Origin of the sequence: Tsukamurella pseudospumae (genome assembly GCF_001575205.1) — a bacterium.
Taxonomy (GTDB): Bacteria; Actinomycetota; Actinomycetes; order Mycobacteriales; family Mycobacteriaceae; genus Tsukamurella; species Tsukamurella pseudospumae.
Genome location: NZ_LSRE01000013.1, coordinates 89,152 through 111,521 on the forward strand (window position 1 = coordinate 89,152; position 22,370 = coordinate 111,521).

The following is a 22,370-nucleotide window of genomic DNA, read 5'->3' on the forward strand; positions in this document are numbered from 1 at the left end:
GCCCGGCCCGGGCCAGGCATGATGGGAGGCGATGGCCGACGACACCGATCCCCAGCCCGAGACCGCCCCTGCGCAGAAGAGCCGTGCGGGCGCGTGGACCGTGCGCGCCGTTCTGGCCGCGCTGATCGTGGGCGCCGTCGCGATCGGCGGCGTGCTGTTCTTCACCGGCGCATTCGAACCGAAGAACGAGGAGAAGGCGCCGCGGCTCGCGGCGAGCGGTACCGTCCTCGCCCGATCGAAGCCGGGTACGTGCCTGACCTGGGACAAGGACCCGACGACGATGGCGCCCGTCGACTGCCTCGAGTCGCACAAGTTCGAGGTCGCGGGTGAGCCCGCGCGCACGCTGCCCGAGAATGCGCCGTATCCCACGGAATCGGCGATTGCGGCGCAGCGCGACCAGCTCTGCCCGCCCGTGGTCACCGAGTACCTGGGCAAGCGGCTCGACCCGATGGGCCGGTTCCAGACGAATCTGCTCACCGCCGGCCAGAAGGCGTGGGAGTCGGGCGATCGCACGATGCGCTGCGGCATCCAGGTGGCCGACGGTGCCGGCAACGCGCTCGAGACCAAGGGCAAGGTGGTCAACCAGGACCAGTCGCTGACCTGGCCGCCCGGCACGTGCATCGGCCTGAGCGATCGCGGAAAGCCGACCGGCCCCGTCGAGTGTACGAAGCCGCACGCCCTCGAGGTCACGTCCGTGATCGACCTGCGGCAGGCGTTCCCGGACGCGTCGTGGCCCACGAAGCAGCAGCAGGAGGACTACCTGGGCCGGATCTGCCCGTCGCGCACGACGGGGTGGTTCGGGTCGCAGGACGGGCTGCGCAAGTCCGGGCTGCAACTGGCGTGGAACACGCTGTCGCAGCCGTCGTGGACCGCGGGTTCCCGCTCGGTGATCTGCTTCCTGGCGTCGTCGAAGGACACCGTGACGTACACGCCGATCACCGGCTCGGCGAAGTCCCCCGGCCTGCTCATCGACGGCAAGCCGCCCGTCATGCCGACCTTCCCCGGCGCGAAGCCGGCCGAGCCCTCGACCGGACCGAGGTAGCCGTGCACGTCTCGCGCCGCGCGTTCCAGGAGTGGGTGTCCGACGCCCTCGACGACGTTCCGCCCGAGCTCGCGACAGCGATGGACAACGTGGTGGTGCTGGTCCGCGACCGCAACGAGGACGAGCCGACGCTGCTCGGCCTGTACGAGGGCATCGCGCTCACCGAGCGGGACTGGAACTACGTCGGCACCCTGCCGGACACCATCACGATCTACCGTGAGGCACTGATGGACATCTGCGACACCGAGGAGCAGCTCCGGCGCGAGATCCGCGTGACGGTACTGCACGAGATCGGCCATCATTTCGGTATCGACGACCACCGACTGCACGAGTTGGGCTGGGCCTGACATGCCGACCGCGCACAACTCCGCCGCCCCGGGCGACTACGCCTCCGCCGTCCTCATGCCCGGCGACCCGCGCCGCGCCCGCCGGATCGCGGAGACCCTCTTCGACGACGCCCGCCTCGTCAACGAGGTCCGCGGCATGGAGGCCTACACGGGAACCGTGGGCGGGCGGCCGATCTCGGTGATGGGCTCGGGCATGGGCCTGCCCACCATGACGATCTACGCGACGGAGTTGTACCGCGAGTACGGCGTGCGGCGCATCATCCGGGTGGGAACCTCCGGCGGCTACCAGGACGACATGTCGCTCGGCGACGTGATCATCGCGACTGCTGCGCACACGGATTCGGCGATCAACGACCCTCGCATCCCCGGCGTGCGCTTCGCGCCCGCGGCGTCGTACCCGCTGCTCCGCGCCGCCGCGGATGCCGCCGACCGCGCCGGCACGACGGTGCGCGTGGGCCCGGTCTACTCCTCGGACCACTTCTACCTGGCTCGCCCGGGCCTGCATGAGGGCCTGCGCGATCACGGTGTGCTCGGCGTCGACATGGAGACGGCCGCGTTGTACGCCGTCGCCGCCGCGGAGGGCCGCGAGGCGCTGACCGTCCTGACGGTGACCGATCACATGTTCCGCGACGAGGCGCTGCCGCCCGAGGACCGCGAGAACGGCTTCGCCGCCGCAGCAGCCATCGCGATCGAGGCCGCGTTCAGCTGATGGGCTCTAGCCCATCGGGTCCAGATGCGACGGTGCGTCGGCCCAGCTGACGAGCTCCCAAGCGCCGTCGTCGACCGGCCGGAGCACGATCTCGCCGGTGTTCGGCAGGTGGTGCTTGTGCGCGTAGGCACCGTCGACCCCGGACAGGCGGAAGCCGACGAGCCGGATGGCGGCGCCATGGCTGACCAGGTAGGCGTCGCCGTACGGAAGATGCTCGGTGCGGATGGCGTCCACGGCGGGCAGGTAGCGGGCGAGCAGATCGTCGGCGGACTCGCCGCCGGGCATCGCCGCCGTGGATTCGCCCGTGTACCAGCGCTTCACGACGTCCTGGAAGACTGCGATCGAGTCCTCGTCGTTGAACCCCTCCAGGTCGCCGGCCTGCACCTCGTGCACCCCGTCGACCACTGCCGTCGGCACGCCCCACGCCTCGGCGATGTGCCCGGCGGTCTGCTGCGCGCGCCGTGCGACGGAGCTCAGCAGAACGGGCCGCGCGCCTGTGCCGCGCACGCTCGGCCGCGCTGCGCCGAACGCCCGCGCCTGGTCCACACCCTCGGGCGTCAGCGGGGCGCCGGGCGGGCGGGTGTCGAGGATCCGTGCCACGTTCGCGGTGGTCTGGCCGTGCCGGACCAGGTGCAACAACCCCGTCATCGCTCACCCCTGCGCAGCCCGTCGAACCAGACCTCGGAGTCGCCCGGGTCGACGGGGGCCGTCCCCGGCCCGCCCGGACGGGGCCAGGACCCCAGGAATCGGAGCTCGTCGCACACCCGGTGCAGGGCGCGCAGCGCCTCCCCCACCGCGGGGTCGTCGATGTGGCCGACGCAGTCGAAGTGGAAGACGTAGCTGCCGAACACGGTCCGCTTCGGTCTCGACTCGATGCGAGTGAGATCGACACCACGCAGGGCGAACTCGGCCATCGCGAGCGCGAGCGAACCGGGCCTGCTGGGCACGTCGATCACCACGGCCGTGCAGTCGCTCCCGGTGCGCGCCGGCGCCGGACCGGGCTTGCCGCACAACACGAACCGGGTGCGGGCGTCCGCCACGTCCGCCACGCCCGTCGCGACCTCGGGTACGCCGTACATCCGCGCGGCGAGCGCGGTGGTCACGCCCGCGTCGACGCGATCCTCGGCGACGTCGAGAGCGGCGGCGGCGTTGGAGGCGGCCGGAACCACCTGCGCCTGCGGCATGTTCACCGCCAGCCAGGCCCGGACCTGCGCGGCGGCCACGGGGTAGGCGCCCACCGTGCGCGCCTGCGCGAGCGGCACCCGCGAGGCGATCGAGAAGGCGACCGCGAGGTCGGTCTCGGCGAAGATCTGTAGCGGCGCACCGAAGCCCAGCGCGTCCAGCGTGGGCGTCACGGGTCCCTCGACGGACGACTCGATGGGCACGCAGGCGAGGTCGGCGGCACCGTCGGACACCATCTGGAGGGCGGCCACCTGACTGGGGGCACTGATCCGCTCGGCCCCCACGAGATCGAACCCGGGCACCGACATCGCCCCCCGCACTGCGAGGTCCTGGCACTGGAGCAGCGCCATCTCAGTGAAGGTTCCCTCGGGTCCGAAGTAGGCGATGCGGGTCACGCCACGAGCCTAGCCGAGAGCGTCCACCGTCCGCGGTGGTCGACCCGTCCACGATTCAGTATAGTCATTCCGTTCTTGCAGGAATGGGGGCGAGATGTCGCACGACGAGAACCCGCTGGACCGGATCAGTTCCGGGCCGGCGCCGACGGGACCGAGCCCGTGGCGGTCGAATCGGCTGCCGACCGGGAGCCCGTACGCGAACGGGCTGTACGGCACGGGCGAGGTCCGGAGCCCGCGGCGCCTCGGCCGTTCCGGGTGGATCACCCTCATCGTCGCGGTCGCTCTCATCGCCGGCGCCGTGGCCTGGGCCGCCGTGTCGAAGCCGGATCGGTCGGATTTCGCCTCGCCGATCGGCACGCCGACGTCCCCGCCCCGGCCCCCGAGCGTCGGCCAGGTGACCGGTAGCGCCGTTTTCACGACCGCGCTCGTCTCGCCGCCCGGGTGCGCGCTCCCGCCGCTCGCCGCGACCCGCGAGTCGGTGGAGGCGTTCGCGCGGTCCGGCACCGTCTGCCTCGAGGCGGTGTGGGGCCTGCGGGCCGCGACGGTGCGCCCGTTCAGCTCCCCCGACGATGTACCGCCCGGCCCCGGCTGCTTCGCCGGCGAGCCGATCACCACCTTCGGGACCTGCAACGACGACATCTACCTCAACGTCGATGCCGCGATCGAGGGCGCCGGCAACCAGGCGCCGCACCTGCTGCAGTGGCTCTCCATGGCCGTCGCCGACCGCGCCGAGAACCGGGCCGGAGCCGCGGCCGACGCCGCCGCGCTGATCCGCTCCGTGGACGGCGCGAGCCCGCTCGGCATCGAGTACCGCAAGCGCAGCCACGCGCAGACACTGTGCCTCGCCGGCGCGACGATGCAGCGCCTGGTGGACCACGGCATCACCCGGGCGGACATCGGCCAGGCATCGGCCCAGTCCCGGACCTGGACCCTGCTCGGCGACGGCACGGGCGGCCCGAAGGTCCAGGCCGCGACCGCGCAGCAGTGGTTCGACCGCGGCAGTCTGTCGCCGACGCAGGAGGTCTGCCGGACCGCGTGGACGGTCCCTGTCGACCAGATCTCCTAGCGCAGCCCCAGCCCGTGCAGGCGGTCGGTCACGGCCTGTGGGTCGGGCGCGACGATGTGCCGCAGCCGCTCGCGGACGGCGTCCTGCGCCATCGGGTTGAGGGCGGCCAGTCGCGCCTCGTCGGGAGTGGTCACGGCGGCCTCGATGTCGGCACCCGTCAGCGCCGCGACCGTGGCGCACAGCACCGCGATCGCCTGCTCCGCGTCGGCCACGGCGATCTCGAATCCCGGCCCGTCGTCGTGCACGCCCCACACCAGGAACTCCGCGAGCGCAGTAGGGTCCTCGGGCGCGTAGGCGCAGCTCTGCAGGCCCGACGGTGCCGCCACGGCCAGCCCGTCGACCAGGGACATCGGCTCGCGCGGGGGCGCCAGCAACTCCAGTTCGATTGCCATCTCCTCGACCCTAACCCTTGCCCGGGGTTGCTCCACGCATTAGGTTAGGGTTACCTTCATGAACACCATCACCGAGCGAGAGGAGCCGTCATGAGTGCCCCCACTATCGTCGAGCCGACCCCGGCTGAGCGCGTCCGCACCGTCGCGGCCGTCCCCCACGCCGCCGTCCTCGTCGCCGACGGCTACGAGCCGATCACGCTTGCCCTGCACCACGTGCTCGGCGATCGGCTCGTCGTGTCCGTCCCCGACGACGCGCCCTGGCTCGAGGGCGCCCGCGCCATGGTCGAGATCAACGACATCTCGCCGCTGGCGCTGCGCGAGCGCACCCGCTCCCTCGTCTGGCTCTCCGGCCGGCTGTCCGAGGTGGCCGACGGCGCCGCCCTCGCCGCGCGGGTCGCCGTCGAGAACCCGCTCGAGGCACTGCTCGACGTGGGCAACGGCGCCCGCCTACTGGTCATGCCGATCGAGTCGGCCGTGCTCGCCGACACGGCCGGCGCGGCGTCCGTATCGGGTTCGGAACTGGCAGAGGCGCAGCCGGATCCGTTCGCGGGCTACGAGTCCGCGTGGCTGGCGCACGTCGAGTCCGGGCACCCCGAGATGGTCGGGCAGCTCGCGCGCCGACTGCCGGGCAGGCTCCGCAACCACCGGGTCCGCCTGCTCGGTATCGACCGGTTCGGCATCCGCTTGCGCGCCGAGCACCACGAGCTCTCCGATGTGGACGTGCGCCTGAACTTCCAGCAGCCCGCCGGCGACATGGCCGCGCTGCAGCGCGGCATCCGCATCCTGCTCGGCTGCCCGTTCCTCAACGGCCTGCGCGCCGGCTGACTTCTCCTCACAATGTGGAGTTCCGCGGCATCGTGAGCGTTCTCAGGTGCCTGACAGTGCCGCAGAACTCGATTCTGTGAACAACCGCGAGGCAGCGAAAGTTTCATACGCTTACTGGGGATGAACCTCCTCCGCTCCGGGGCAGGCCTCGGCGCCTACGGTCACGCTGAGCGACATGGACCTCGTGACGCTGATCGCCGAGAACGCCGACGCAGGCGTCATCTCCCGGGCGCGGCTCATCGCGCTCGGAGCGGAACCGCGCGAGATCAGCAAGCTCCGCCACGCCGGAGTCCTGCTCGTGATCCGTCGCGGGTGGTACGCGGTCGCCGGTGCGGATACTGCGGTGATCACTGCCGTCCGCGCAGGCGGAACGGTGACCTGCGTGTCGGCGCTCGCCTTCCACCCCGAGGTGTGGGTCCCGCCCGGCGTGCAGCGCACCCACATTCGTTGGCCGGTGCATCGCGCCGAGCTGAGGGGCTCCGGCAAAGTCGCCCAGCAGCGGACTGCGCGCGCGGCCATGGCCGCGCGGCGCCAGCGGGACCGCGGGCGGAACCCACGGCGTGCCGACACGGACGACATCGGCTGCGCAGACGGGGCACGTCGCGCGAGACGGACACGGGACGGGCCGTGGTCGAAGATGCGCGCGTGGTCGAAGAGTTCTCCTGGCTCGACTGCCCTCTCCGCCCGATGTCACTCGCACCGACCGCTGAGTACGTCCGACCGCGCCGTGGACCCGCGACCGATCGCCCTGCAGTGCGCGGCGAACTGCCTCTCGCCCGACTACGTGGTCGCGGTCTTGGATTCGACGCTGCGAAGGCAGCCGGCCTACACGCTGGAGGACCTGCGCGTGATCTTCGCCGGCGCGCCGCATCGGGTGCTGCGTCTGCTCGATCGCCTCGACGCGGAGGCCGGCTCCGGCAGCGAGTCCGTGGCGCGGTTCCGACTCCAGAACGCGCGCTTCGCGGTGCGCAGTCAGGTCGAGATCGAGGACGTCGGACACGTCGACCTGCTGGTCGGCGAACGATTGATCGTCCAGTGCGACAGCAAGGCTCACCACAACGACGAACAGCGCAGGGAGGACAACCGCCGAGACCGCCGGGCCACCGTCAGCGGCTACAGCGTGCTCCGGATCGAGTACGTGGACGTGATGTTCTCGTGGAACACCGTGCTCGCGGACGTCGTTGCGATCATCCGTGGACGGCCCCGCGTGCCCGGGCGGCACTAGTTCGCGTATTCGAGTTCCGCGGCACCGAGGGTCATCTCGTGACGTCTTCAGTGCCGCCGAACTCGAATTCCTGAAGCGACTGTCGTCAGTGCGCCTGCACCGTGATGTCGGTGCCCTTCGGGGTCAGCGCGTACACGCCGATCGCGACGGCGAGCAGGATCACCCCGCCGACCAGGCCCGTGGTCTGCAGTGACGCGGTGAATCCCTCCGCCGCGTGCCGCGCGATCTCGGGGTTGCCGGCCTGCTCCGCGATGGCCATCGCGGCGCCGAGGGATTCACCCGCGGCGTCGGCGGTCGCCCCGTCCACACCGGGGATCGCGCCGAAGTCGGCGTCGGCGGTGTAGAGCATCGCCGCGACACTGCCGAGGATCGCGACGCCCAAGACGTTGCCCAAGTCGTACGAGGACTCCTCGAGCGCGGCGGCGTTGCCCGCCTTCTCCTCCGGCGTCCCCGACATGATCATCGCGGAGGCCACCGTCATCGCGCCCATCCCGACGCCGACCAGGATCAGCGGGGCCACCAGTCGCGCGTAGTCCAGGTGTGCGGGGGCCGCGAGGAGGACCATGCCGACCGACGCCGCCACCAGGCCGCCGGCGAGAACGACGCGGGCGCCCAGGAAGTTCGCCAGCCACGGGGCCGCGAGCGAGGCCACCACCGCGGCGACGGCGACGGGGAGCAGCCGGACACCGGTCTCGATCGGCCCGTAGCCCGCCACCAGCTGCATCCACTGCGCGAGCAGCAGCAGCGCGGCGGCCATGGCGAACATGACGCCCAGCGCCGCGATGATCCCGGCCGAGAACTGGCGACGCTCGAAGAGTCGCACGTCGAGCAGCGGGTACTCGCGATGCAGCGAGCGCCGGACGAACAGCCCGAGCACCAGCACGGCGATCAGCAGCGCGACGAGCGCGGGACCCGACAGCAGGCTGTGATCCTTCGCGAACCGCTTGATCGACCAGACCAGGGCCACCATGCCGGTGATCGACATGAGCGCGCCGAGTCGGTCCCAGGCGCCGCGGGCGGGCACTGTCGACTCGGGCAGCAGGAAGAGCCCGATGGCGAGCACGATCGCCATCACCGGGACGTTCACCATGAACGCCGCGCGCCACGAGAAGTTCTCCAGCAGAACACCGCCCACGATCGGCCCGATCGCCGCGCCCACGCCGGACACCGCGGCCCACAGGCCGAGGGCCTTCGCCCGCTCCGCGGGGTCGGTGAAGATCACGCGCAGCATGGTCAGCGTGGTGGGCATGATCATCGCGCCACCCACGCCGAGCGCCGCCCGCAGGGCGATCACCTGGCCGGGAGTCTCCGCCCACAGGACGAGCGCCGAGGCGACGCCGAAGACGACGTAGCCGAGGAGCAGCATGCGCTTGCGGCCGAACCGGTCCCCCAGAGAGCTGGTGGAGACCAGGAGCCCGGCCAGCACGAGCGAGTAGACGTCGATGATCCAGAGCTGTTGCGCGGCACTGGGTCGCAGGTCGGCCGCCAGGTCCGGGACGGCGATGTTGAGGATCGTCATGTCCACGGTGATCACGAGCAGGCTGGCCGAGAGCAGCAGGGCCGCGGCCCAGCGCCGCGTCGCGGACATCGCGGGCGCGGTCGAGAGGTCGGTCATGGCGTCGTCTCCTGTCGAGGGGTCCAGAGCGCAGCGATCGCACGGTCGAGGAGCGTTCGCTCCGAGGGCTTTTCGGAGAGCGCCGTCTGCATGATCGCGCCGTCCGTGAGCATCGACACGGCCGCCGCGCTCTCGGTGGTGATGTAGCGCTCCAGCATCGTGAGGAAGTCCGCCTCCCACCGGACGGCGAGCATCCGGAGGTCCGGATGCAGGGGCGCCGAACAGGTCACGGCGAAGTCGGCACCGACGAGACGCGTGTCCTCGAGGTAGCGGTGCAGCGACGCCGTGTAGGCGGCGGGCGATGCCCCCTCCCGGACGAACTCGGCCTCCAACTCGCCGAGCCAGCGCTCCGCGTCCACCACCAGCGACGTCAGGGCGGCCGCGCGCAGGTCGTCGAGCGTGGCGAAGTACTGCGTGGTCGAGCCGAGGGGTACGCCCGCCCGGGCCGCGACCTTCCGGTGGGTCAGCGCGTCGGGCCCGTCTTCGAGGACGATCTCCGCGGCGGCGGCGATGATCTCGCGGCGGCGGCGCTCGGGGTCGCGACGACGGGGGATGTCGGTCATTGTTTCACCCCTCATGTACGTCTGTACATGTACAAATGTACATCAGATGGAACGGGACGAAAAGGACTAGATTGTGATCATGACGACACCCGAACCCGTACCGGCGTCCGCGGAGAAGAAGCCGGTCGGCGAACGCGCAGGTGAGATGGCCAAGAAGGGCGCGCAGCAGGTCGCGATCTGGGTCGGCGTCGCCGTCGTCGCGGTGATCGTCTATTCGATCGCCGCAGCGGTCATCCCGCGGTGGTGGGCCCAGCGGGTCGGCGAATGGGTGAACAAGAGCATGCTCACCGGCACCGGACTCGGCCTCACGTTCGGCATCCTCTGCACCCTGATCCCGCTCCTGCTGCTCGTGTTCGCGGTCAAGCGGATCCGCCGGTCACCGAAACTGGCGACGGCGGCCGCCGTCCTCGCGGTGGTCGTCGCCGTTCCGAACCTCATGACGGCGAGCATCGCCGCCGGCATCAGCAACGCCGCGAAGGCCGGGCGGGACGTGATGAACGTGGACGCACCGATGTTCCGTGGCGCCACGTTGTGGGGCGCGATCATCGGCCTGGTACTCGCGATCGCCATCCCGATCGCCGTCAGGATCTACGGGAAGCGTCGGGAGGCGCGCAAGCTCCAGAAGGCGGCCGACAAGGCCGCGGTGAAGCAGGCCAAGATCGCCGCCAAGGAAGAGGCACGGGCCGAGAAGGCCGCCGCGCGGACCGATCACGAGTCCGGCGACCTCTGACTCTCCGCCGCGTGACGGTGCCCGATCCGGCGCCGTCCGCTACGCCGGCGTCGTCCCGCCCACCAGGGCGGCGATCCGGTCCGCACTCGCGATCAACCTCTCGCGCGGGTAGCGATCGTCCTCCGCGAGCAGCAACCTGCCCGACTCGACGATCACCGCGAACACCATCCGCGCCGCCAGCGACGGATCTTCGACGTCCGCATCCGGATGCTCGGTCAGCATGCGCTCGATCCGCCCCGCCGCCGCGGCGCGGCCGCGTTCGAGCCGAGCCCGAAACACCGTCGTCGTGCTGTCGGAGAGCTCGAACACGGCGCGCCACAGGTCGGGCGATCGCTCGAAGGTGAGCAGCAGGCCCGCGTAGAGCTCCGCGACCAGCTCGGGGAGCGCACGCCCGGCGGCGGCCGACGGGAACGCTGCGAGGTACTGCTCCGTCGCCCTGCGCTCCTCCCGCACGAGGGATGCGCGCAATAGGGCGTTCGAGTCGTCGAACAGCTTGTAGACGACGGGCCGGGTGACGCCCGCCTCCTTGGCGACGGCGTCGATCGACACCTTGCCGACGCCGCGCGTCGCGATCACCCGGAGCACAGCGTCCAGGAGCTGTTCCCGACGGTCCGCGGGCGTCATACGGGCGGCGTAGGGACGTTTGGCGGGGCGGCGGCGGCCCGTAGCCTCCGCCGTCACATCGTCGATCACCGTCTTGACTCTCCCAGCCATATCGGGAATGTTACATCGACTGAAGCTACAGTGGATGTAACAATTGAGGAGGCGCCATGATCGACGACCACCGTGGGCGCGTGTGCGTCATCGGTGCGGGCTACGCCGGAATCGGGCTCGCGCGGGCACTGCGGGGCGCCGGCATCCCCTACGACCACCTGGAGGCCACCGATCGGATCGGGGGCAACTGGTCGCACGGCGTCTACGACTCCACGCATCTCATCAGCTCCAAGAAGTCCACGCAGTACGCGGACTTCCCGATGCCGGAGCACTACCCCACGTTCCCGAGCGCCGCGCAGATGCTCGAGTACCTCCAGTCGTACGTCGACCGTTCCGGCCTCGCGGAGAACCTCGAGTTCGACACGGAGGTCCGTTCGGTCCGGCCCGTCGACGCGAACGGCACCGCCGGATGGCTCGTCGAGCTCGCCTCCGGCGAGGTCCGCCACTACCGCGCAGTGGTCGTCGCGAACGGTCACTACTGGGAGCGCAACCTCCCGTGGTACCCCGGTGAGTTCACCGGCACCCAACTGCATTCCAAGGACTACAAGAATCCGGCGGACCTCTCCGGCCGCCGGGTCCTCGTCGTGGGCGCGGGCAACTCCGCGAGCGACATCGCGGTCGAGGCCTCGGCCGCGGTCGGCACGGCGGACGTCTCGATGCGCCGCGGCTACTGGTTCATCCCCAAGACCCTGTTCGGCGTCCCGTCCTCCGAATGGGACCGGATCTGGTGGCCGATACCGTTGCAGCGCACCGTCTTCAAACAGGCGCTTCGACTGAGCTACGGCGACTACCGCCGATACGGCTTGCAGCGACCCGACCACCGGCTCTTCCACCCGCGATGTCACGGTCAACACGTCCCTCATGTACGCGCTCCAACACGGCAAGGTCTCCGTCCGACCCGAGATCGAGCGGTTCGACGGTGCCCGGGTCCGTTTCACGGACGGCACGAGCGCCGAGTACGACACGATCGTCTGGGCCACCGGGTTCCACACCCGGTTCCCCATGCTCGACGAGTCGATGTTCGTCTGGGAGAACGGCGATCCGCTCCTCGTCGAGCACGTCCTGGTGCCGAGGTACGCGAACCTCTACCTGTGGGGACTCGTCGCGCCGCGGTCCGGCGCCGGACGCATCATCTCCTTCGGCGCCGACTTCCTCGCCGAGGCCATCCCGGCCCAGGACGGGGTCACCGAACCGCTGTCGGACATGCTGGCCCGACGGTTCCCCGCACGATCCTCGATGCTCGCGGGATCCGCCGAGATCCTCTGCCGGATCAGGTTGCTGCGCAGCGCACTCCGCCTCCAGCGCGCCCGCGCCGTCCTCCGCCCCCGGAACAACCTCTCGAAGGAGCCGATCGGATCATGAGTATCCCGTCCCCCACCCCCGATGCCCGTGTCCTCATCACGGGCGCCTCCAGCGGCATCGGCGCCGCCCTCGCCGAATCCTTCGCGCGCCGCGGACATTCGCTGATCCTCGTCGCTCGGCGGGAGGATCGGCTGCACACGCTCGCGGCCCGGCTACGTGCCGACCACGTCGTCGATGCCGATGTCCTCGCCTGCGATCTCGCCGACGGCGCCGCCCGGGCGCAGCTGCTGACGCGTCTCGAGACGGTCGAGCTCGCCGCGGTGGGCCTCAACGCCGGCTTCGCGACCTACGGCTCCGTGCTGGAACTGGACCCGGCACGGGAACGGGAGCAGGTCGTGCTCAACGCCGTCGCGGTCCACGACCTCGCCCTCGCACTCCTGCCGTCGATGGTCGCCCGCGGACGGGGCGGCGTTCTCATCACCGGTTCCACCGCGGGAAACCAGCCCAGCCCCAACAACGCGACCTACGCGGCCACCAAGGCCTTCGCGAACACGCTCGCCGAGTCGCTGCACGGCGAGCTCGCCGGCACCGGGGTCACGTGCACGCTGCTCGCGCCGGGACCCGTTCGCACCGAGTTCGCGTCCGTGTCGGACCTCGGCGCGATCGAGCACCGCCTCCCCGGCATCGCCTGGGTCACTGCGGAACGCGCCGCCGAGGCCGCCGTCCGCGGACTCGTGACCGGCCGGCGGCGCGTCGTGCCCGGCCCGATCGCCAAGCTCCAGGGCTTCGGCGGAATGCACACGCCGCGGAGCATCCTCAACCCCGTCCTGCGCCGCGTCTACGGGGACCTGCGATGAGTGAGTACGGACTCCTCGGCGGGATCCGCGAGACACTGCGGCTCGCACCGCCGCGCGGCCTGCTCTACTGCGACGCCCACTACTTCACCGCGACCGTCGAACTCGATCCGGCCGCGATGCGGCCGTGGCTGCCCACCGGCGTCCGGCTCGCGCAGCCGTACCGCGCCGAGGTCTTCACAGCATGGTTCCCGCACTGCACGTACGGATCGGTCTACCACGAGGCCGGGATCTTCGTGCACATCAGAACCCTCGGCGGGCGCACCGGGATCCACTGCCCGTGGATGATCCTCGACGACGACACCGCGCTCATCCTCGGCCGCGAGCTCCTCGGCTACCCGAAGAAGATGGGCGAGATCGGCTGGAACCTCGACGGAACCGCGATCAGCGCGAGCGCCTCCCGCCGCGGCCACGACCTCATCGCGATGCGCGGGGAGCTCGGTGCGACGGTGCCCGACGCACCTCCGATCCTCGGCCGCCCGCACCGCAACGTGACCGGCACGCTCGGCCTCGCGCTGCCCCGGATCATCGGCTTCACCCCGGGCGAGCATCCCATCGAGACCCGACGGGTGCACCTCGACGAGTTCACGGTGTCGGGTTCCGAGCGGGATCCACTCCACCTCATGGGAATCGGGCGCGTCGTCGACGCCCGTCTGCACCGCGTGAACCTGTCCGCCGGCAGCCCGCCGATCCCGCTGCGCCCACTCACCCCCCTCCATTCGATCGCCCACCTCCGACCGAGAGTGCTCTGACATGACCGCCACCCTCCTGTCCGAACCGTTCCGCCTGCCGTGCGGCAGTGTCCTGTCGAACCGGATCGCCAAGGCCGCGATGAGTGAACAGCTCGCGCACCGCGACGGCGTACCCGGCGACGGCCTCCGCCGGCTGTACGCCGTGTGGGCCCGGGGCGGCGCGGGACTCCTGTTGTCCGGCAACATCATGATCGACCGTGCCGCGCTCACCGAGCCGGGCAACGTGATCCTCGACGACAGCCGCTGCCTCGACGCCGTCCGCAGTTGGACCGACGCGACCGGGGGACCGACGCGGCGATCTGGGCCCAGATCAACCACCCCGGCAGAGTCGCGGTCTCGCCCTTCAACCGGCGGCCGGTGGCACCGTCGGCGTCCCGGAGCACCGTTCCCGGATACAACTTGCGCCGGCCCCATACGCTCTCGAACGCCGAGATCCACACGGTGATCGCGCGATTCGCCCGCACCGCACAGCTCGCCGTGGCCGGCGGCTTCCACGGCGTCCAGGTGCACGCCGCGCACGGCTACCTGCTCTCCCAGTTCCTCTCGCCCCTGGCGAACACCCGCACCGACGAGTGGGGTGGAGACCCCAGGTGCCGGAGCCGGATCCTTCTCGAGACCGTCGCCGCCGTGCGCGCGGCGGTGGGCGAGTCGATCCCCGTCTCGGTGAAGCTCAACTCCGCCGACTTCGTGCACGGCGGCTTCACCGGCGAGGAGGCGCTCGCCGTGGCGGTCGCGCTGGGCGAGGCCGGAATCGACCTGCTGGAGATCAGTGGGGGCGGGTACGAGCAGCCGGCGATGACGGGCGTCGCAGCGGGCCAGGAGACGAGCGGAGAGGGCTACTTCGTCGACTTCGCCCGCCGGATCCGCGCGACCTCCACCGTTCCCATCATGCTGACCGGCGGCCTCCGCGACACCTCCGCGATGGAATCACTGATCGGCGACGGTGTCGTCGACGTCGTCGGACTCGGACGGCCGCTCGCCTTCGTCCCCGACTACCCCCGCCGAATCCTCGCCGGTGACACCCCCACGCTCCCGCCGGGCGCCCCGCGGCTCGGCTATCGACCGGCCGACGGCTACCTCGAACTGGCCTGGCACAACGACCAGTTGCACCGCATCGCGGCCGGCAGGACCCCGCAGAAGCATCCGGGAGCGCTCACTCTCGCGCGGGCGATCGGCCGGATCGCCGGCGGCGCCGCGAAACAGGCGGTGATCCCCCGCTAGACCGACCGCACCGTCGAACAGCGTTCCGGGAGATCAGATCCCGAACAGGGTCTCGATCGGCGTCTTCGCGAAGTACAGCAGGAACAGTGCGGCCACGATCCACAGCAGCGGGTGGATCGTCCGCCACTTGCCGCGTGCCACGGCCATGATCACCCAGGTGATGAAGCCGATGCCGATGCCGTTCGCGATGGAGTAGGTGAAGGGCATCGAGACCACGGTGAGGAACACCGGCAGGGCGATGTCGAACCGCGACCAGTCGATGTCGCGCAGCTGGCCGATCATCATGGCGCCCACGATCACCAGCGCCGGCGCGGCGGCCTCGGACGGCACCACCTCGTAGAGCGGGGTGAAGAACATGGCGAGCAGGAACAGCACGCCGGTCACGATGTTCGCCAGGCCCGTCCGCGCGCCCTCGGCGATGCCGGACGCCGACTCCACGAACACGGTGTTCGACGACGCCGAGGCCCCACCACCGACGATCGCGCCCGCGCCCTCGACCGCCAGGGCCTTGCCGATGTTCGGGACGGATCCGTCGTCCTTCATCAGCCCGGCCTCCTTGGTCAGGCCGGTGATGGTGCCCATGGCGTCGAAGAAGTTCGACAGCACCAGCGCGAACACCAGCACCGACGCCGCGAGCACGCCGATCCGGGTGAACGCACCGAACAGGTCCACCTCGCCGACCAGTGACAGGTCCGGCGCGCCGCCCAACGAGGACGGGAGCTCGGGGATGTTCAGGCTCCAGCCGTGCGGGTCCTTGAACGACGGTCCCAGGCCCGCCACCTTCTGCACGATCAGGGCGACGATCGTGGTGACGACGATGCCCAGCAGGATCGCGCCCGGCACCTTGCGGACCACGAGGATCCCGATGAGCAGGACGCCGAAGACGAACACGGCCGTCGGCCACGCGGCCACGGAGTTGCCGATGCCGAGGCCGACGGGCACCGTCGTCCCGGCGGCGTCGGGGATGCGCCGGACGAACCCTGCGTCGACCAGGCCGATGAACGCGATGAAGCAGCCGATGCCGGCGGCGATGGCCGCCTTGAGCTCGGCGGGAATGGCGCGGAACACCGCGGTGCGGAAGCCCGTGACACCGAGGATGACGATGATGACGCCGTCGATCACCACCAGGCCCATCGCCTCGGGCCAGGTGACCTGCGGCGCGATGGTCACCGCGAGCAGGCTGTTGACGCCCAGGCCCGCGGCGATGCCGAAGGGGTAGTTGACGATCAGGCCGAAGGCGATGCTCATGACGCCCGCGGCGAGGGCGGTCACGGCGGCGACCTGCGCGGTCGGCAGCACGTGGCCGAGCACGTCGACGTTCTTCGTCTGCCCGACGACGCCGCCGATGATGATCGGGTTGAGCACCACGATGTAGGCCATCGTGAAGAACGTGACGAGGCCGCCGCGGAGCTCGCGGGGCACCGTCGAACCGCGCTCGGAGATGCGGAAGAACCGGTCGAGCGGTCCCAGGCGGGACTCGGTGGGAGCGGACACGCGTGTTCCCCTTCGGGCGGTGGGCTTCGATCGCGCGAATCGTACAACGCCCCCGCTAGGGTGGCCCCGTGACCGTCCCCGAAGCCGCGCCGCGCGAGCGCCGCCTGCTGCGCGCCGAGGTCGCGATCGTCCTGACGGTGACCTTCGCCTGGTCGGGGCTGTATTCGCTGGTCCGGTTGATCGGTTACCAGCTCGGGGCCGGGGTCGGATCGACGACGGTGACCCTCAACCCCGTCCGCAGCCCGCACGCGGTCATCGACTTCCTCCTGCAGGTCCTGGGCGCGGTCCAGTTGTTCGGATGGGCCGCACTGGCGCTCTACCTGCTGATCCGGTCGGGCATCGGGTTCGCGGACATCGGCCTCGCGCTGCGCGGCCCGCGCGCCGCGCTCATGCGCAACATCGGGTTGGGCACGGGCCTGGCCGCGCTCATCGGGATCCCCGGCCTGGCGCTCTACGCCGCCGGGCGGGCGTTGAGCGTGACCGCGAGCGTGGTGCCCGCGTCGGGCGACGTGCAGTGGTGGCGGATCCTCACCTACGTCCTGCTCGCGGCCGGCAACGCCGTGGCCGAGGAGGTCGTGGTGGTGGGCTACCTCATGACGCGGCTGCGGCAGCTCGGGATGGGTCGCGCGGGCACCCTCGCGTCGTCCGCGGTGCTCCGCGGCAGCTACCACCTCTACCAGGGCTTCGGCGCCGGCCTCGGGAACCTGGTGATGGGCCTGGTCTTCGGCGCCGCCTACGACCGCTGGCGCAGGCTGTGGCCGCTGGTCATCGCGCACTTCCTGCTCGATGTGGTCGCCTTCGTCGGGTACGCGCTCCTGCGGCCGCACCTCGGCTTCCTACGCTGAATTCTCAGTCACGGCCCGTACAGTCGGACGACGTGAACGACGAACGACCGCGCGGCCGGGACCGGCACCAGCCGAACCTCGCCTGGTCGCAGGTGCCCGAGGGCGACCCGCGCTCCCGCGCGCCCCGGCACCCCCAGGGCATCCCCCGCCCACCGCAGGGCGGACGGCCCGTACCGCCGCCGCAACAGGGTCAGCAGCCGCACAGTCGCCCCGGGCAGGCCGCACCGTCGGCCCAACCCCGCGCCACCCGCGTCGAGCGACCGGCTCCGCAGCCCCGACAGGACTGGGCGCCCCGCCAGGCCCCCGAGCCGCTCCCCGCGGACGAGGTCCAGCGCACCGTCGGGGCCCGGGGCAGCAGTGGCGGACGCGTCCCGCCGCCCCCGCGCCCACCCCGCAACAAGGACCGGGGCCGACGGTCCGCCGCCGCCCCCGAACCGCAGGCACCGGCGCCCAAGAAGGTGCGCCGCAAGCGCAAGCTGCACCCCTTCCGCTGGCTCGTGGTGATCGTCGTGCTCCTCCTCGTCGGCACGGTCGCGGGCACGTTCTACTTCGACGGCAAGCTCAAGCGGATCGACGCGCTCGCCGCCTACTCCGGGCGGATCGCCGACACACCGGGCACCAACTGGCTGCTCGTCGGCACCGATGCGCGCGAGGGGCTCACGCCCGCGCAGCAGAAGGCGCTGGCCACGGGCGGCGACCTCGGCGGCGCGCGCACCGACACGATCATGCTGGTGCACATCCCGGAGTCGGGCGATGCGACGCTGATCTCGATCCCCCGCGACCTGTACGTGCAGATCCCCGGCCAGGGCGGCCACAAGATCAACGCCGCGTACTTCCTCGGGAGCACGTCCGGTGCGGGCGATGCGGGCGGCGCGCAGCTGCTGGTCCAGACCTTCGAGAAGGCCGCCGGCGTCCACATCGACCACTACGCGGAGATCGGCTTCGGCGGCTTCGCGAACATGGTCGACGCGGTCGGCGGCGTCGAGATGTGCCCGAAGTACCCGATCAACGACCCGAAGGCCGGGATCCGGCTCAAGGCGGGCTGCCAGGAGCTCGACGGCGCGCAGGCGCTCGGCTACGTCCGCACCCGCGCGACCCCCAACGCCGACCTCGACCGGGTGGTGCACCAGCGCGAGTTCATGTCGGCGCTGTTCAAGGAGACGACCTCGCCCACCACGCTGCTCAACCCGTTCGAGCTGTGGGGCCTGTCGAACGCGGTCGCCGACGCGCTCACCGTCGACTCCGATACGCACCTGTGGGACCTGGGCCGGCTCGCGTGGGCACTGCGCGGCGGCACCGTCACGACGACCACCCCGACCGCCGGCAGCGAGTACACCAGTGACGGCGACTCGCTCGCGTGGGGGAAGAACACCACCGAGTTCTTCGGCCTGATCGCCGCCGACCAGCCCATTCCCGCACGTCTACTCAGTGGGACCCCCGGAACCGGATAAGGTGACGTCATGACTGAACGCGGCCGCATCGGCCGTCCGCCGAAGGTGAATCGCGAGCAGGTGGTGGCCGCTGCCGCGGACATCCTCACCAACGACGGGCCGCTGAAGTTCTCGATGCGGACCCTCGCCGCGCGCCTCGACATCAGCGCGATGGGCATCTACCACTACTTCGACTCGAAGAACGACCTCCTGGGCGCCGTCCTCGAGCACCAGTCGTGGAACACGCCGATCCCCGACCTGTCCGACGACCCGCGCGAGCGCCTGATCCAACTGCCGCTCGCGGTCATCGAGCACCTCACCCAGCACCCGTGGGTGATCGACGTCCTCGCCGGCGACGAGATCATCGACGCCTACTCGGCGTGGTCCTTCGACGAGTTCCTGCAGACCACCGACCGCCTCGACATCCCCGAGGACGAGTCACTGCACCTGCTGCTGGGCCTGTGGCGCATCGTGATCGGCGAGGTGACCGTCCGGACGAACCACGCCCTGCGGGACGCCCGCCCGACGTCCAGCGCCTGGTACGAGCGCGAGATCCCGCAGCACGTGATCGACCGGCCGCGGCTCGCCCGCACGCTCGGCGCCCTCGATCCGAGCACGGCGACCTACGACATCCGCGGCACGATCACCGCGTACCTCCACGGCGCCCTCGGCGACCGCTTCCCGGGCTGAGCCCTACAGCGACACCTGACGGCCGCGCAGGCCGTCGCGCGAGCGCCGCTGCGCGGCGGTGAGCTCGCTGTCGTCGGCCAGGGCCTCGGCCAGCCGCTTGGCCAGTTCGACGGTGCCCGGCACCCACTCGTCGGGGTGCGACTCGCGGTCGAGGTCGAAGACGGGGACCAGCAGGCCGTCGGACCGGAACGAGCCGGCGAACCGGGAGCCCTCACCCACCGTCAGGCCGCCGGCGGCGTGCACGCGGGCCAGCGCGGCCATGAGCTCGTCCTCGGGCGCGGGGTGCACCCAGCGCAGGTGCGCCTTCGACCCCGTGTCGGCCCACCACGGCGCACCGATCCCGTCGGCGCCCAGGTCCAGGCGGGCGGCGGGCGTGATCAGGGAGTTGGCGTGCTCGACGAGCTGCTGGGTCTGCGCGTCCGTTCCGGCGGTCCCCGCGAGCCACCAGTCGAAGTCCTTGTGCACGGTGATCTCGAGCGGCGCGGCGGCGTCGAGGACCTCGAGCAGCGCACCGTCGGGCGTCTCGGACAGCGCCTCGCCGACGGACGCGTCCGCGGCGAACCGGGCGGCACCCGCGAGCGCGGCGCCGGGCGCCTCGGGGCGGGTGGCGGTCTGCAGCGCGGCGTAGCCGACGACACCGTCGGCCTCCTCGCGGACCAGCGCGTACGCGGCGCCCGGGAGCACCGTCGCGAGGCGGACCTCGCGGTTCGCGCCCGCGACCTTCAGTGGCGCCGTGGCGCTGGGGACGAACTGGCGCAGCGCGACGATGTCGCACTCGGCGGCCAGGCCCTCGAACGGGCGGGCCGTGACGGCCTCGGCGGCCTCGGTGCGGGCGCGCTGCGCGGCCAGCTTCTCGGCACGGTTGGATCCCTCGCGGGGAGTGGCATTGCGTTCGCGTCTACCCATGCGGGAAGCCTATCCGCGCAGCCAGGACCGCGTGCGCGCCGGGTGGTTGGTCGCGATCCACTCGACGCCGAGTCCGTTGCACAGCGCGACGTCGACCTCGGAGTCCACGGTCCAGCAGTAGGTGAATCGGCCGGCGGCCCGTGCCTTGGCGACGGTGTCCGGACGCTCGCGCAGGGATTCCACCGACGGGCCGATGCCCTGCGCCCGGACCGCCGTGGCCGCGCCGCCGCCCAGCAGCCGCGAGGCCTCGCCGAGCAGAACCGCGGGCACCCCGGGAGCGTTGCGCCGCACGCGCCAGACTGCGGAGCCGGAGAACGAGATGACGGTGACCGGCGCGTCCCGCAGGTCGGCGGGCTTGGCCAGCCCGTGCCGCTGCAGTGCGGCGACGAGCTTCTGCTCGACCATGCCGCCGAACCGCACGGGGTGCTTGGTCTCCACGAACAGCTTCCGCTCGGACGCGCGCGCCAGCTCGATCAACTCGTCGAGGGTGACGACGGGCTCGGGGTGCCCGGGCCGCTTCCAGGAGCCGAAGTCCATGGCCTTGAGGTCGGCCAGGTCGAGCTCGGAGACGGCGCCCGTGCCGTCGGAGGTGCGCTCGACGGTGCGGTCGTGCAGGCAGACGAGGTGCTGGTCCTTGGTGAGCCGCACGTCGCACTCGATGGCGTCGGCACCCTCGGCGACGGCCGCCTCGAACGCGCTCATCGTGTGCTCGGGGTACTCGCCGCTCGCTCCCCGGTGCGCCACGACCCCCGCTACGCCGCCAGCCATCGCGTCTCCTCCCGTTCGCGGGCCGTCGGCCCCCCGTCGATCATGCGCACCGATCGCGCCGTCACCAGCAGGAACGCGCCGGACAGCAGATAGGTCAGCGCGGTGTACACCATCGCGTCGGCGCCGTGCTGCAGGCCGCCTGCCGCGAACGAGTACGCCATGCACGCCACGGTGACGATAGTCAGCGCGATCCACGCAGCCCACCAGCGCCGGATGAACATCGCGCGACGATCCGTCCGCGCGCCGTCCGCGCGCCGCTGCGCGTCGACCAGCTCGAGGACCAGCACCGGCGCCGCCACCAGGTTCACCACCGGGACGAGGCAGTACACCCAGAGCTGCCAGACGGGCCGTGGCTCACGGGTGCCCAGCTCGGCGAAGGCGCGGGCGCGGGCCGCCTGCAGCCACAGCGCGAGCACCGCGATCAGCGCGAGGACCGCGAGCACGGCGAGCCATCCCGTCGCGAACACGGCGACCGTCGCCACGATCGCGAGCCAGCCGGGCACCGGGCCCGCCCGGTTGATCACCAGCAGCAGGTAGGCCAGCGCCTCGGCCGCGGCGGCGACGAAGACGATCACCGTGGTCAGGCGGAGCACGAAGGGCGTCACGTCCGCCGCGGCCTCCGCCGCGCTCAGCGGCGCGGCCGGCACGGGCGTGAAGTCCTGCCGCAGCCCCCAGCGCGGGACGGCCGGGTAGCGCGGGGTCGGCTTCGGGCCCGACGGTGCCCGCCTCGGCACCGGGAGCGTCTCGGGCGGGCGGCGCGCCAGCCAGCGGATGCGCCGGCGCGGGGCCTCGGTGCGCGCCGAGGTCGGGTGCATCAGACGGCCCCCGGGGTGCCGTCCGGGCGCACGACGGGCCGTTCGGACGACGCCCACGCGATCATCCCGCCGTCCACGACCACCGCCTCGACACCCACGGTCTCGAGATAGCGCACGGCCTGCTCCGAGCGGCCACCGCCGCGGCAGATCACCAGTACCTCGGAGTCGAGGTCGAGCTCCTCGAACCGGACCGGCAGCTCGGCCAGCGGGATGTGCAGCGCGCCGGGCGCGTGGCCCAAGTCCCATTCGTCCTGCTCACGGACGTCGAGCAGGGTGATCGCCGCGGCGGCCGCCACATCGGCCGGCAGCGCGTCGACGGGGATCGGGCCGTCGCCGGAGTAGTCCGTCATAGCACCAGTCTTCCACGCGCGGGGGTGGACTCCCCGGAGATATCAGCGCGAAGGCGATGCCTCCGAGCGGCTTCATCCACAGTTTCCACAGGCTCATCCACAGGTTGAGGGTTGTGTTGTGCACGCTTCACCAGCGCG

General features: G+C 71.5%; 25 protein-coding genes and 1 pseudogene. 15 read left to right on the forward strand and 11 right to left on the reverse strand.

Translation table 11 applies throughout. From position 1 onward, the window contains the following. Positions 1–31: 31 nt before the first annotated feature. Genes AXK61_RS11310 through deoD form a run of 3 tightly spaced genes read left to right on the forward strand, consistent with a single transcriptional unit; the run spans position 32 to position 2,098 of the window. Positions 32–1,042 carry a septum formation family protein gene (locus AXK61_RS11310; protein WP_068745375.1) on the forward strand — a complete coding sequence of 337 codons (1,011 nt, stop codon included), beginning with the start codon at positions 32–34 and terminating at the stop codon, positions 1,040–1,042. A 2-nt stretch (positions 1,043–1,044) separates the two neighbouring features. Then, complete coding sequence (locus AXK61_RS11315; protein WP_068573609.1) at positions 1,045–1,389, forward strand: metallopeptidase family protein; 345 nt, start codon at positions 1,045–1,047, stop codon at positions 1,387–1,389. A 1-nt stretch (position 1,390) separates the two neighbouring features. Beyond that, complete coding sequence (deoD, locus tag AXK61_RS11320; protein WP_068745377.1) at positions 1,391–2,098, forward strand: purine-nucleoside phosphorylase; 708 nt, start codon at positions 1,391–1,393, stop codon at positions 2,096–2,098. Positions 2,099–2,104: 6 nt separating this feature from the next. On the opposite strand, the gene AXK61_RS11325 is transcribed toward deoD, so the two are convergent. Together AXK61_RS11325 and pheA are read right to left on the reverse strand one after the other, a co-directional pair. Beyond that, complete coding sequence (locus AXK61_RS11325; protein WP_068745378.1) at positions 2,105–2,746, reverse strand: histidine phosphatase family protein; 642 nt, start codon at positions 2,744–2,746, stop codon at positions 2,105–2,107. Further along, positions 2,743–3,675 (reverse strand): prephenate dehydratase, encoded by a 933-nt coding sequence (pheA, locus tag AXK61_RS11330; RefSeq protein WP_068745380.1) that lies wholly within the window; start codon positions 3,673–3,675, stop codon positions 2,743–2,745. The genes AXK61_RS11325 and pheA overlap by 4 nt, the downstream gene beginning before the upstream one ends. 94 nt (positions 3,676–3,769) lie before the next feature. Between pheA and AXK61_RS11335 the strand changes: the two genes are divergently transcribed. Then, a complete protein-coding gene (locus tag AXK61_RS11335; protein ID WP_068745382.1) occupies positions 3,770–4,741 on the forward strand; it encodes a hypothetical protein in 972 nt (323 codons plus the stop codon). Here the strand turns inward: AXK61_RS11335 and AXK61_RS11340 are convergent. Then, positions 4,738–5,133 (reverse strand): hypothetical protein, encoded by a 396-nt coding sequence (locus tag AXK61_RS11340; protein WP_068745384.1) that lies wholly within the window; start codon positions 5,131–5,133, stop codon positions 4,738–4,740. The genes AXK61_RS11335 and AXK61_RS11340 overlap by 4 nt on opposite strands. Positions 5,134–5,223: 90 nt before the next feature. On the opposite strand from AXK61_RS11340, the gene AXK61_RS11345 reads away from it, so the two are divergent. Further along, the gene (locus AXK61_RS11345; protein ID WP_068745386.1) at positions 5,224–5,958 is read left to right on the forward strand and encodes a DUF2470 domain-containing protein; all 735 of its coding nucleotides are present in this window, start codon (positions 5,224–5,226) and stop codon (positions 5,956–5,958) included. 175 nt (positions 5,959–6,133) lie between these two features. Next, on the forward strand, positions 6,134–7,183 hold the full coding sequence (locus AXK61_RS11350) for a type IV toxin-antitoxin system AbiEi family antitoxin domain-containing protein (protein ID WP_068745388.1): 1,050 nt from the start codon (positions 6,134–6,136) through the stop codon (positions 7,181–7,183). Between the two features lie 85 nt (positions 7,184–7,268). Here AXK61_RS11350 and AXK61_RS11355 read toward each other — a convergent pair whose 3' ends face one another. Together AXK61_RS11355 and AXK61_RS11360 are read right to left on the reverse strand one after the other, a co-directional pair. Further along, positions 7,269–8,798: an MFS transporter gene (locus AXK61_RS11355; protein ID WP_068745389.1), complete on the reverse strand. Its 1,530-nt coding sequence runs from the start codon at positions 8,796–8,798 to the stop codon at positions 7,269–7,271. Continuing rightward, the gene (locus AXK61_RS11360) at positions 8,795–9,361 is read right to left on the reverse strand and encodes a TetR/AcrR family transcriptional regulator (RefSeq protein ID WP_068573600.1); all 567 of its coding nucleotides are present in this window, start codon (positions 9,359–9,361) and stop codon (positions 8,795–8,797) included. The genes AXK61_RS11355 and AXK61_RS11360 overlap by 4 nt, the downstream gene beginning before the upstream one ends. A 79-nt stretch (positions 9,362–9,440) precedes the next feature. Between AXK61_RS11360 and AXK61_RS11365 the strand changes: the two genes are divergently transcribed. Further along, on the forward strand, positions 9,441–10,091 hold the full coding sequence (locus AXK61_RS11365) for a hypothetical protein (RefSeq protein WP_139058047.1): 651 nt from the start codon (positions 9,441–9,443) through the stop codon (positions 10,089–10,091). Between the two features lie 39 nt (positions 10,092–10,130). Here AXK61_RS11365 and AXK61_RS11370 read toward each other — a convergent pair whose 3' ends face one another. Beyond that, positions 10,131–10,805 carry a TetR/AcrR family transcriptional regulator gene (locus AXK61_RS11370; RefSeq protein WP_068745393.1) on the reverse strand — a complete coding sequence of 225 codons (675 nt, stop codon included), beginning with the start codon at positions 10,803–10,805 and terminating at the stop codon, positions 10,131–10,133. Positions 10,806–10,861: 56 nt separating this feature from the next. Between AXK61_RS11370 and AXK61_RS25895 the strand changes: the two are divergent. The 5 genes and pseudogenes from AXK61_RS25895 to AXK61_RS11390 form a co-directional block, all read left to right on the forward strand. Further along, a pseudogene (locus AXK61_RS25895) lies at positions 10,862–11,431 on the forward strand (flavin-containing monooxygenase); the annotation flags it as partial. Positions 11,432–11,666: 235 nt separating this feature from the next. Next, complete coding sequence (locus AXK61_RS25900; protein ID WP_269451166.1) at positions 11,667–12,167, forward strand: NAD(P)/FAD-dependent oxidoreductase; 501 nt, start codon at positions 11,667–11,669, stop codon at positions 12,165–12,167. Continuing rightward, a complete protein-coding gene (locus tag AXK61_RS11380) occupies positions 12,164–12,964 on the forward strand; it encodes an SDR family NAD(P)-dependent oxidoreductase (protein WP_068573597.1) in 801 nt (266 codons plus the stop codon). Before AXK61_RS25900 ends, AXK61_RS11380 begins: the two co-directional genes overlap by 4 nt. Next, positions 12,961–13,713 (forward strand): acetoacetate decarboxylase family protein, encoded by a 753-nt coding sequence (locus AXK61_RS11385; RefSeq protein ID WP_068573596.1) that lies wholly within the window; start codon positions 12,961–12,963, stop codon positions 13,711–13,713. Before AXK61_RS11380 ends, AXK61_RS11385 begins: the two co-directional genes overlap by 4 nt. Positions 13,714–13,977: 264 nt before the next feature. Next, the gene (locus AXK61_RS11390; protein ID WP_231855518.1) at positions 13,978–14,934 is read left to right on the forward strand and encodes an oxidoreductase; all 957 of its coding nucleotides are present in this window, start codon (positions 13,978–13,980) and stop codon (positions 14,932–14,934) included. A 33-nt stretch (positions 14,935–14,967) separates the two neighbouring features. Here AXK61_RS11390 and AXK61_RS11395 read toward each other — a convergent pair whose 3' ends face one another. Continuing rightward, positions 14,968–16,428, reverse strand: coding sequence for an NCS2 family permease (locus tag AXK61_RS11395; RefSeq protein WP_068573595.1), 1,461 nt, complete (start codon positions 16,426–16,428; stop codon positions 14,968–14,970). Positions 16,429–16,496: 68 nt separating this feature from the next. Here AXK61_RS11395 and AXK61_RS11400 point away from each other — a divergent pair, with 68 nt between their 5' ends. The 3 genes from AXK61_RS11400 to AXK61_RS11410 are packed head-to-tail and all read left to right on the forward strand — an operon-like array spanning position 16,497 to position 19,393. Beyond that, a complete protein-coding gene (locus AXK61_RS11400) occupies positions 16,497–17,273 on the forward strand; it encodes a CPBP family intramembrane glutamic endopeptidase (RefSeq protein WP_068573594.1) in 777 nt (258 codons plus the stop codon). A gap of 32 nt (positions 17,274–17,305) precedes the next feature. After that, positions 17,306–18,724 (forward strand): LCP family protein, encoded by a 1,419-nt coding sequence (locus tag AXK61_RS11405; protein WP_231855519.1) that lies wholly within the window; start codon positions 17,306–17,308, stop codon positions 18,722–18,724. A gap of 9 nt (positions 18,725–18,733) precedes the next feature. Continuing rightward, complete coding sequence (locus AXK61_RS11410; RefSeq protein WP_068573592.1) at positions 18,734–19,393, forward strand: TetR/AcrR family transcriptional regulator; 660 nt, start codon at positions 18,734–18,736, stop codon at positions 19,391–19,393. Positions 19,394–19,396: 3 nt separating this feature from the next. Here AXK61_RS11410 and AXK61_RS11415 read toward each other — a convergent pair whose 3' ends face one another. From AXK61_RS11415 to AXK61_RS11430, 4 genes are read right to left on the reverse strand one after another with little or no spacing between them, the layout of a single operon-like run. After that, positions 19,397–20,299, reverse strand: a complete 903-nt coding sequence (locus tag AXK61_RS11415) for a DUF5926 family protein (protein ID WP_068573591.1) — start codon at positions 20,297–20,299, stop codon at positions 19,397–19,399. Positions 20,300–20,308: 9 nt separating this feature from the next. Beyond that, a complete protein-coding gene (locus AXK61_RS11420; protein ID WP_068745395.1) occupies positions 20,309–21,067 on the reverse strand; it encodes a glycerophosphodiester phosphodiesterase in 759 nt (252 codons plus the stop codon). Next, positions 21,052–21,882 (reverse strand): DUF4328 domain-containing protein, encoded by an 831-nt coding sequence (locus AXK61_RS11425; RefSeq protein WP_068745397.1) that lies wholly within the window; start codon positions 21,880–21,882, stop codon positions 21,052–21,054. The genes AXK61_RS11420 and AXK61_RS11425 overlap by 16 nt, the downstream gene beginning before the upstream one ends. After that, complete coding sequence (locus tag AXK61_RS11430) at positions 21,882–22,232, reverse strand: rhodanese-like domain-containing protein (RefSeq protein WP_082778128.1); 351 nt, start codon at positions 22,230–22,232, stop codon at positions 21,882–21,884. The genes AXK61_RS11425 and AXK61_RS11430 overlap by 1 nt, the downstream gene beginning before the upstream one ends. Positions 22,233–22,370: the final 138 nt, after the last annotated feature.

Bases quoted from the DNA above. Each gene is read 5' to 3' on its own strand.
- AXK61_RS11385 (WP_068573596.1), top strand. From the start codon at position 12,961: ATGAGTGAGTACGGACTCCTCGGCGGGATCCGCGAGACACTGCGGCTC.
- AXK61_RS11410 (WP_068573592.1), top strand. From the start codon at position 18,734: ATGACTGAACGCGGCCGCATCGGCCGTCCGCCGAAGGTGAATCGCGAG.
- AXK61_RS11350 (WP_068745388.1), top strand. From the start codon at position 6,134: ATGGACCTCGTGACGCTGATCGCCGAGAACGCCGACGCAGGCGTCATC.
- AXK61_RS11365 (WP_139058047.1), top strand. From the start codon at position 9,441: ATGACGACACCCGAACCCGTACCGGCGTCCGCGGAGAAGAAGCCGGTC.
- AXK61_RS11370 (WP_068745393.1), bottom strand. From the start codon at position 10,805: ATGGCTGGGAGAGTCAAGACGGTGATCGACGATGTGACGGCGGAGGCT.
- AXK61_RS25900 (WP_269451166.1), top strand. From the start codon at position 11,667: ATGTACGCGCTCCAACACGGCAAGGTCTCCGTCCGACCCGAGATCGAG.
- AXK61_RS11380 (WP_068573597.1), top strand. From the start codon at position 12,164: ATGAGTATCCCGTCCCCCACCCCCGATGCCCGTGTCCTCATCACGGGC.
- AXK61_RS11360 (WP_068573600.1), bottom strand. From the start codon at position 9,361: ATGACCGACATCCCCCGTCGTCGCGACCCCGAGCGCCGCCGCCGCGAG.
- AXK61_RS11345 (WP_068745386.1), top strand. From the start codon at position 5,224: ATGAGTGCCCCCACTATCGTCGAGCCGACCCCGGCTGAGCGCGTCCGC.
- AXK61_RS11335 (WP_068745382.1), top strand. From the start codon at position 3,770: ATGTCGCACGACGAGAACCCGCTGGACCGGATCAGTTCCGGGCCGGCG.
- AXK61_RS11430 (WP_082778128.1), bottom strand. From the start codon at position 22,232: ATGACGGACTACTCCGGCGACGGCCCGATCCCCGTCGACGCGCTGCCG.
- AXK61_RS11310 (WP_068745375.1), top strand. From the start codon at position 32: ATGGCCGACGACACCGATCCCCAGCCCGAGACCGCCCCTGCGCAGAAG.
- AXK61_RS11415 (WP_068573591.1), bottom strand. From the start codon at position 20,299: ATGGGTAGACGCGAACGCAATGCCACTCCCCGCGAGGGATCCAACCGT.
- AXK61_RS11325 (WP_068745378.1), bottom strand. From the start codon at position 2,746: ATGACGGGGTTGTTGCACCTGGTCCGGCACGGCCAGACCACCGCGAAC.
- AXK61_RS11355 (WP_068745389.1), bottom strand. From the start codon at position 8,798: ATGACCGACCTCTCGACCGCGCCCGCGATGTCCGCGACGCGGCGCTGG.
- deoD (WP_068745377.1), top strand. From the start codon at position 1,391: ATGCCGACCGCGCACAACTCCGCCGCCCCGGGCGACTACGCCTCCGCC.
- AXK61_RS11420 (WP_068745395.1), bottom strand. From the start codon at position 21,067: ATGGCTGGCGGCGTAGCGGGGGTCGTGGCGCACCGGGGAGCGAGCGGC.
- AXK61_RS11425 (WP_068745397.1), bottom strand. From the start codon at position 21,882: ATGCACCCGACCTCGGCGCGCACCGAGGCCCCGCGCCGGCGCATCCGC.
- AXK61_RS11340 (WP_068745384.1), bottom strand. From the start codon at position 5,133: ATGGCAATCGAACTGGAGTTGCTGGCGCCCCCGCGCGAGCCGATGTCC.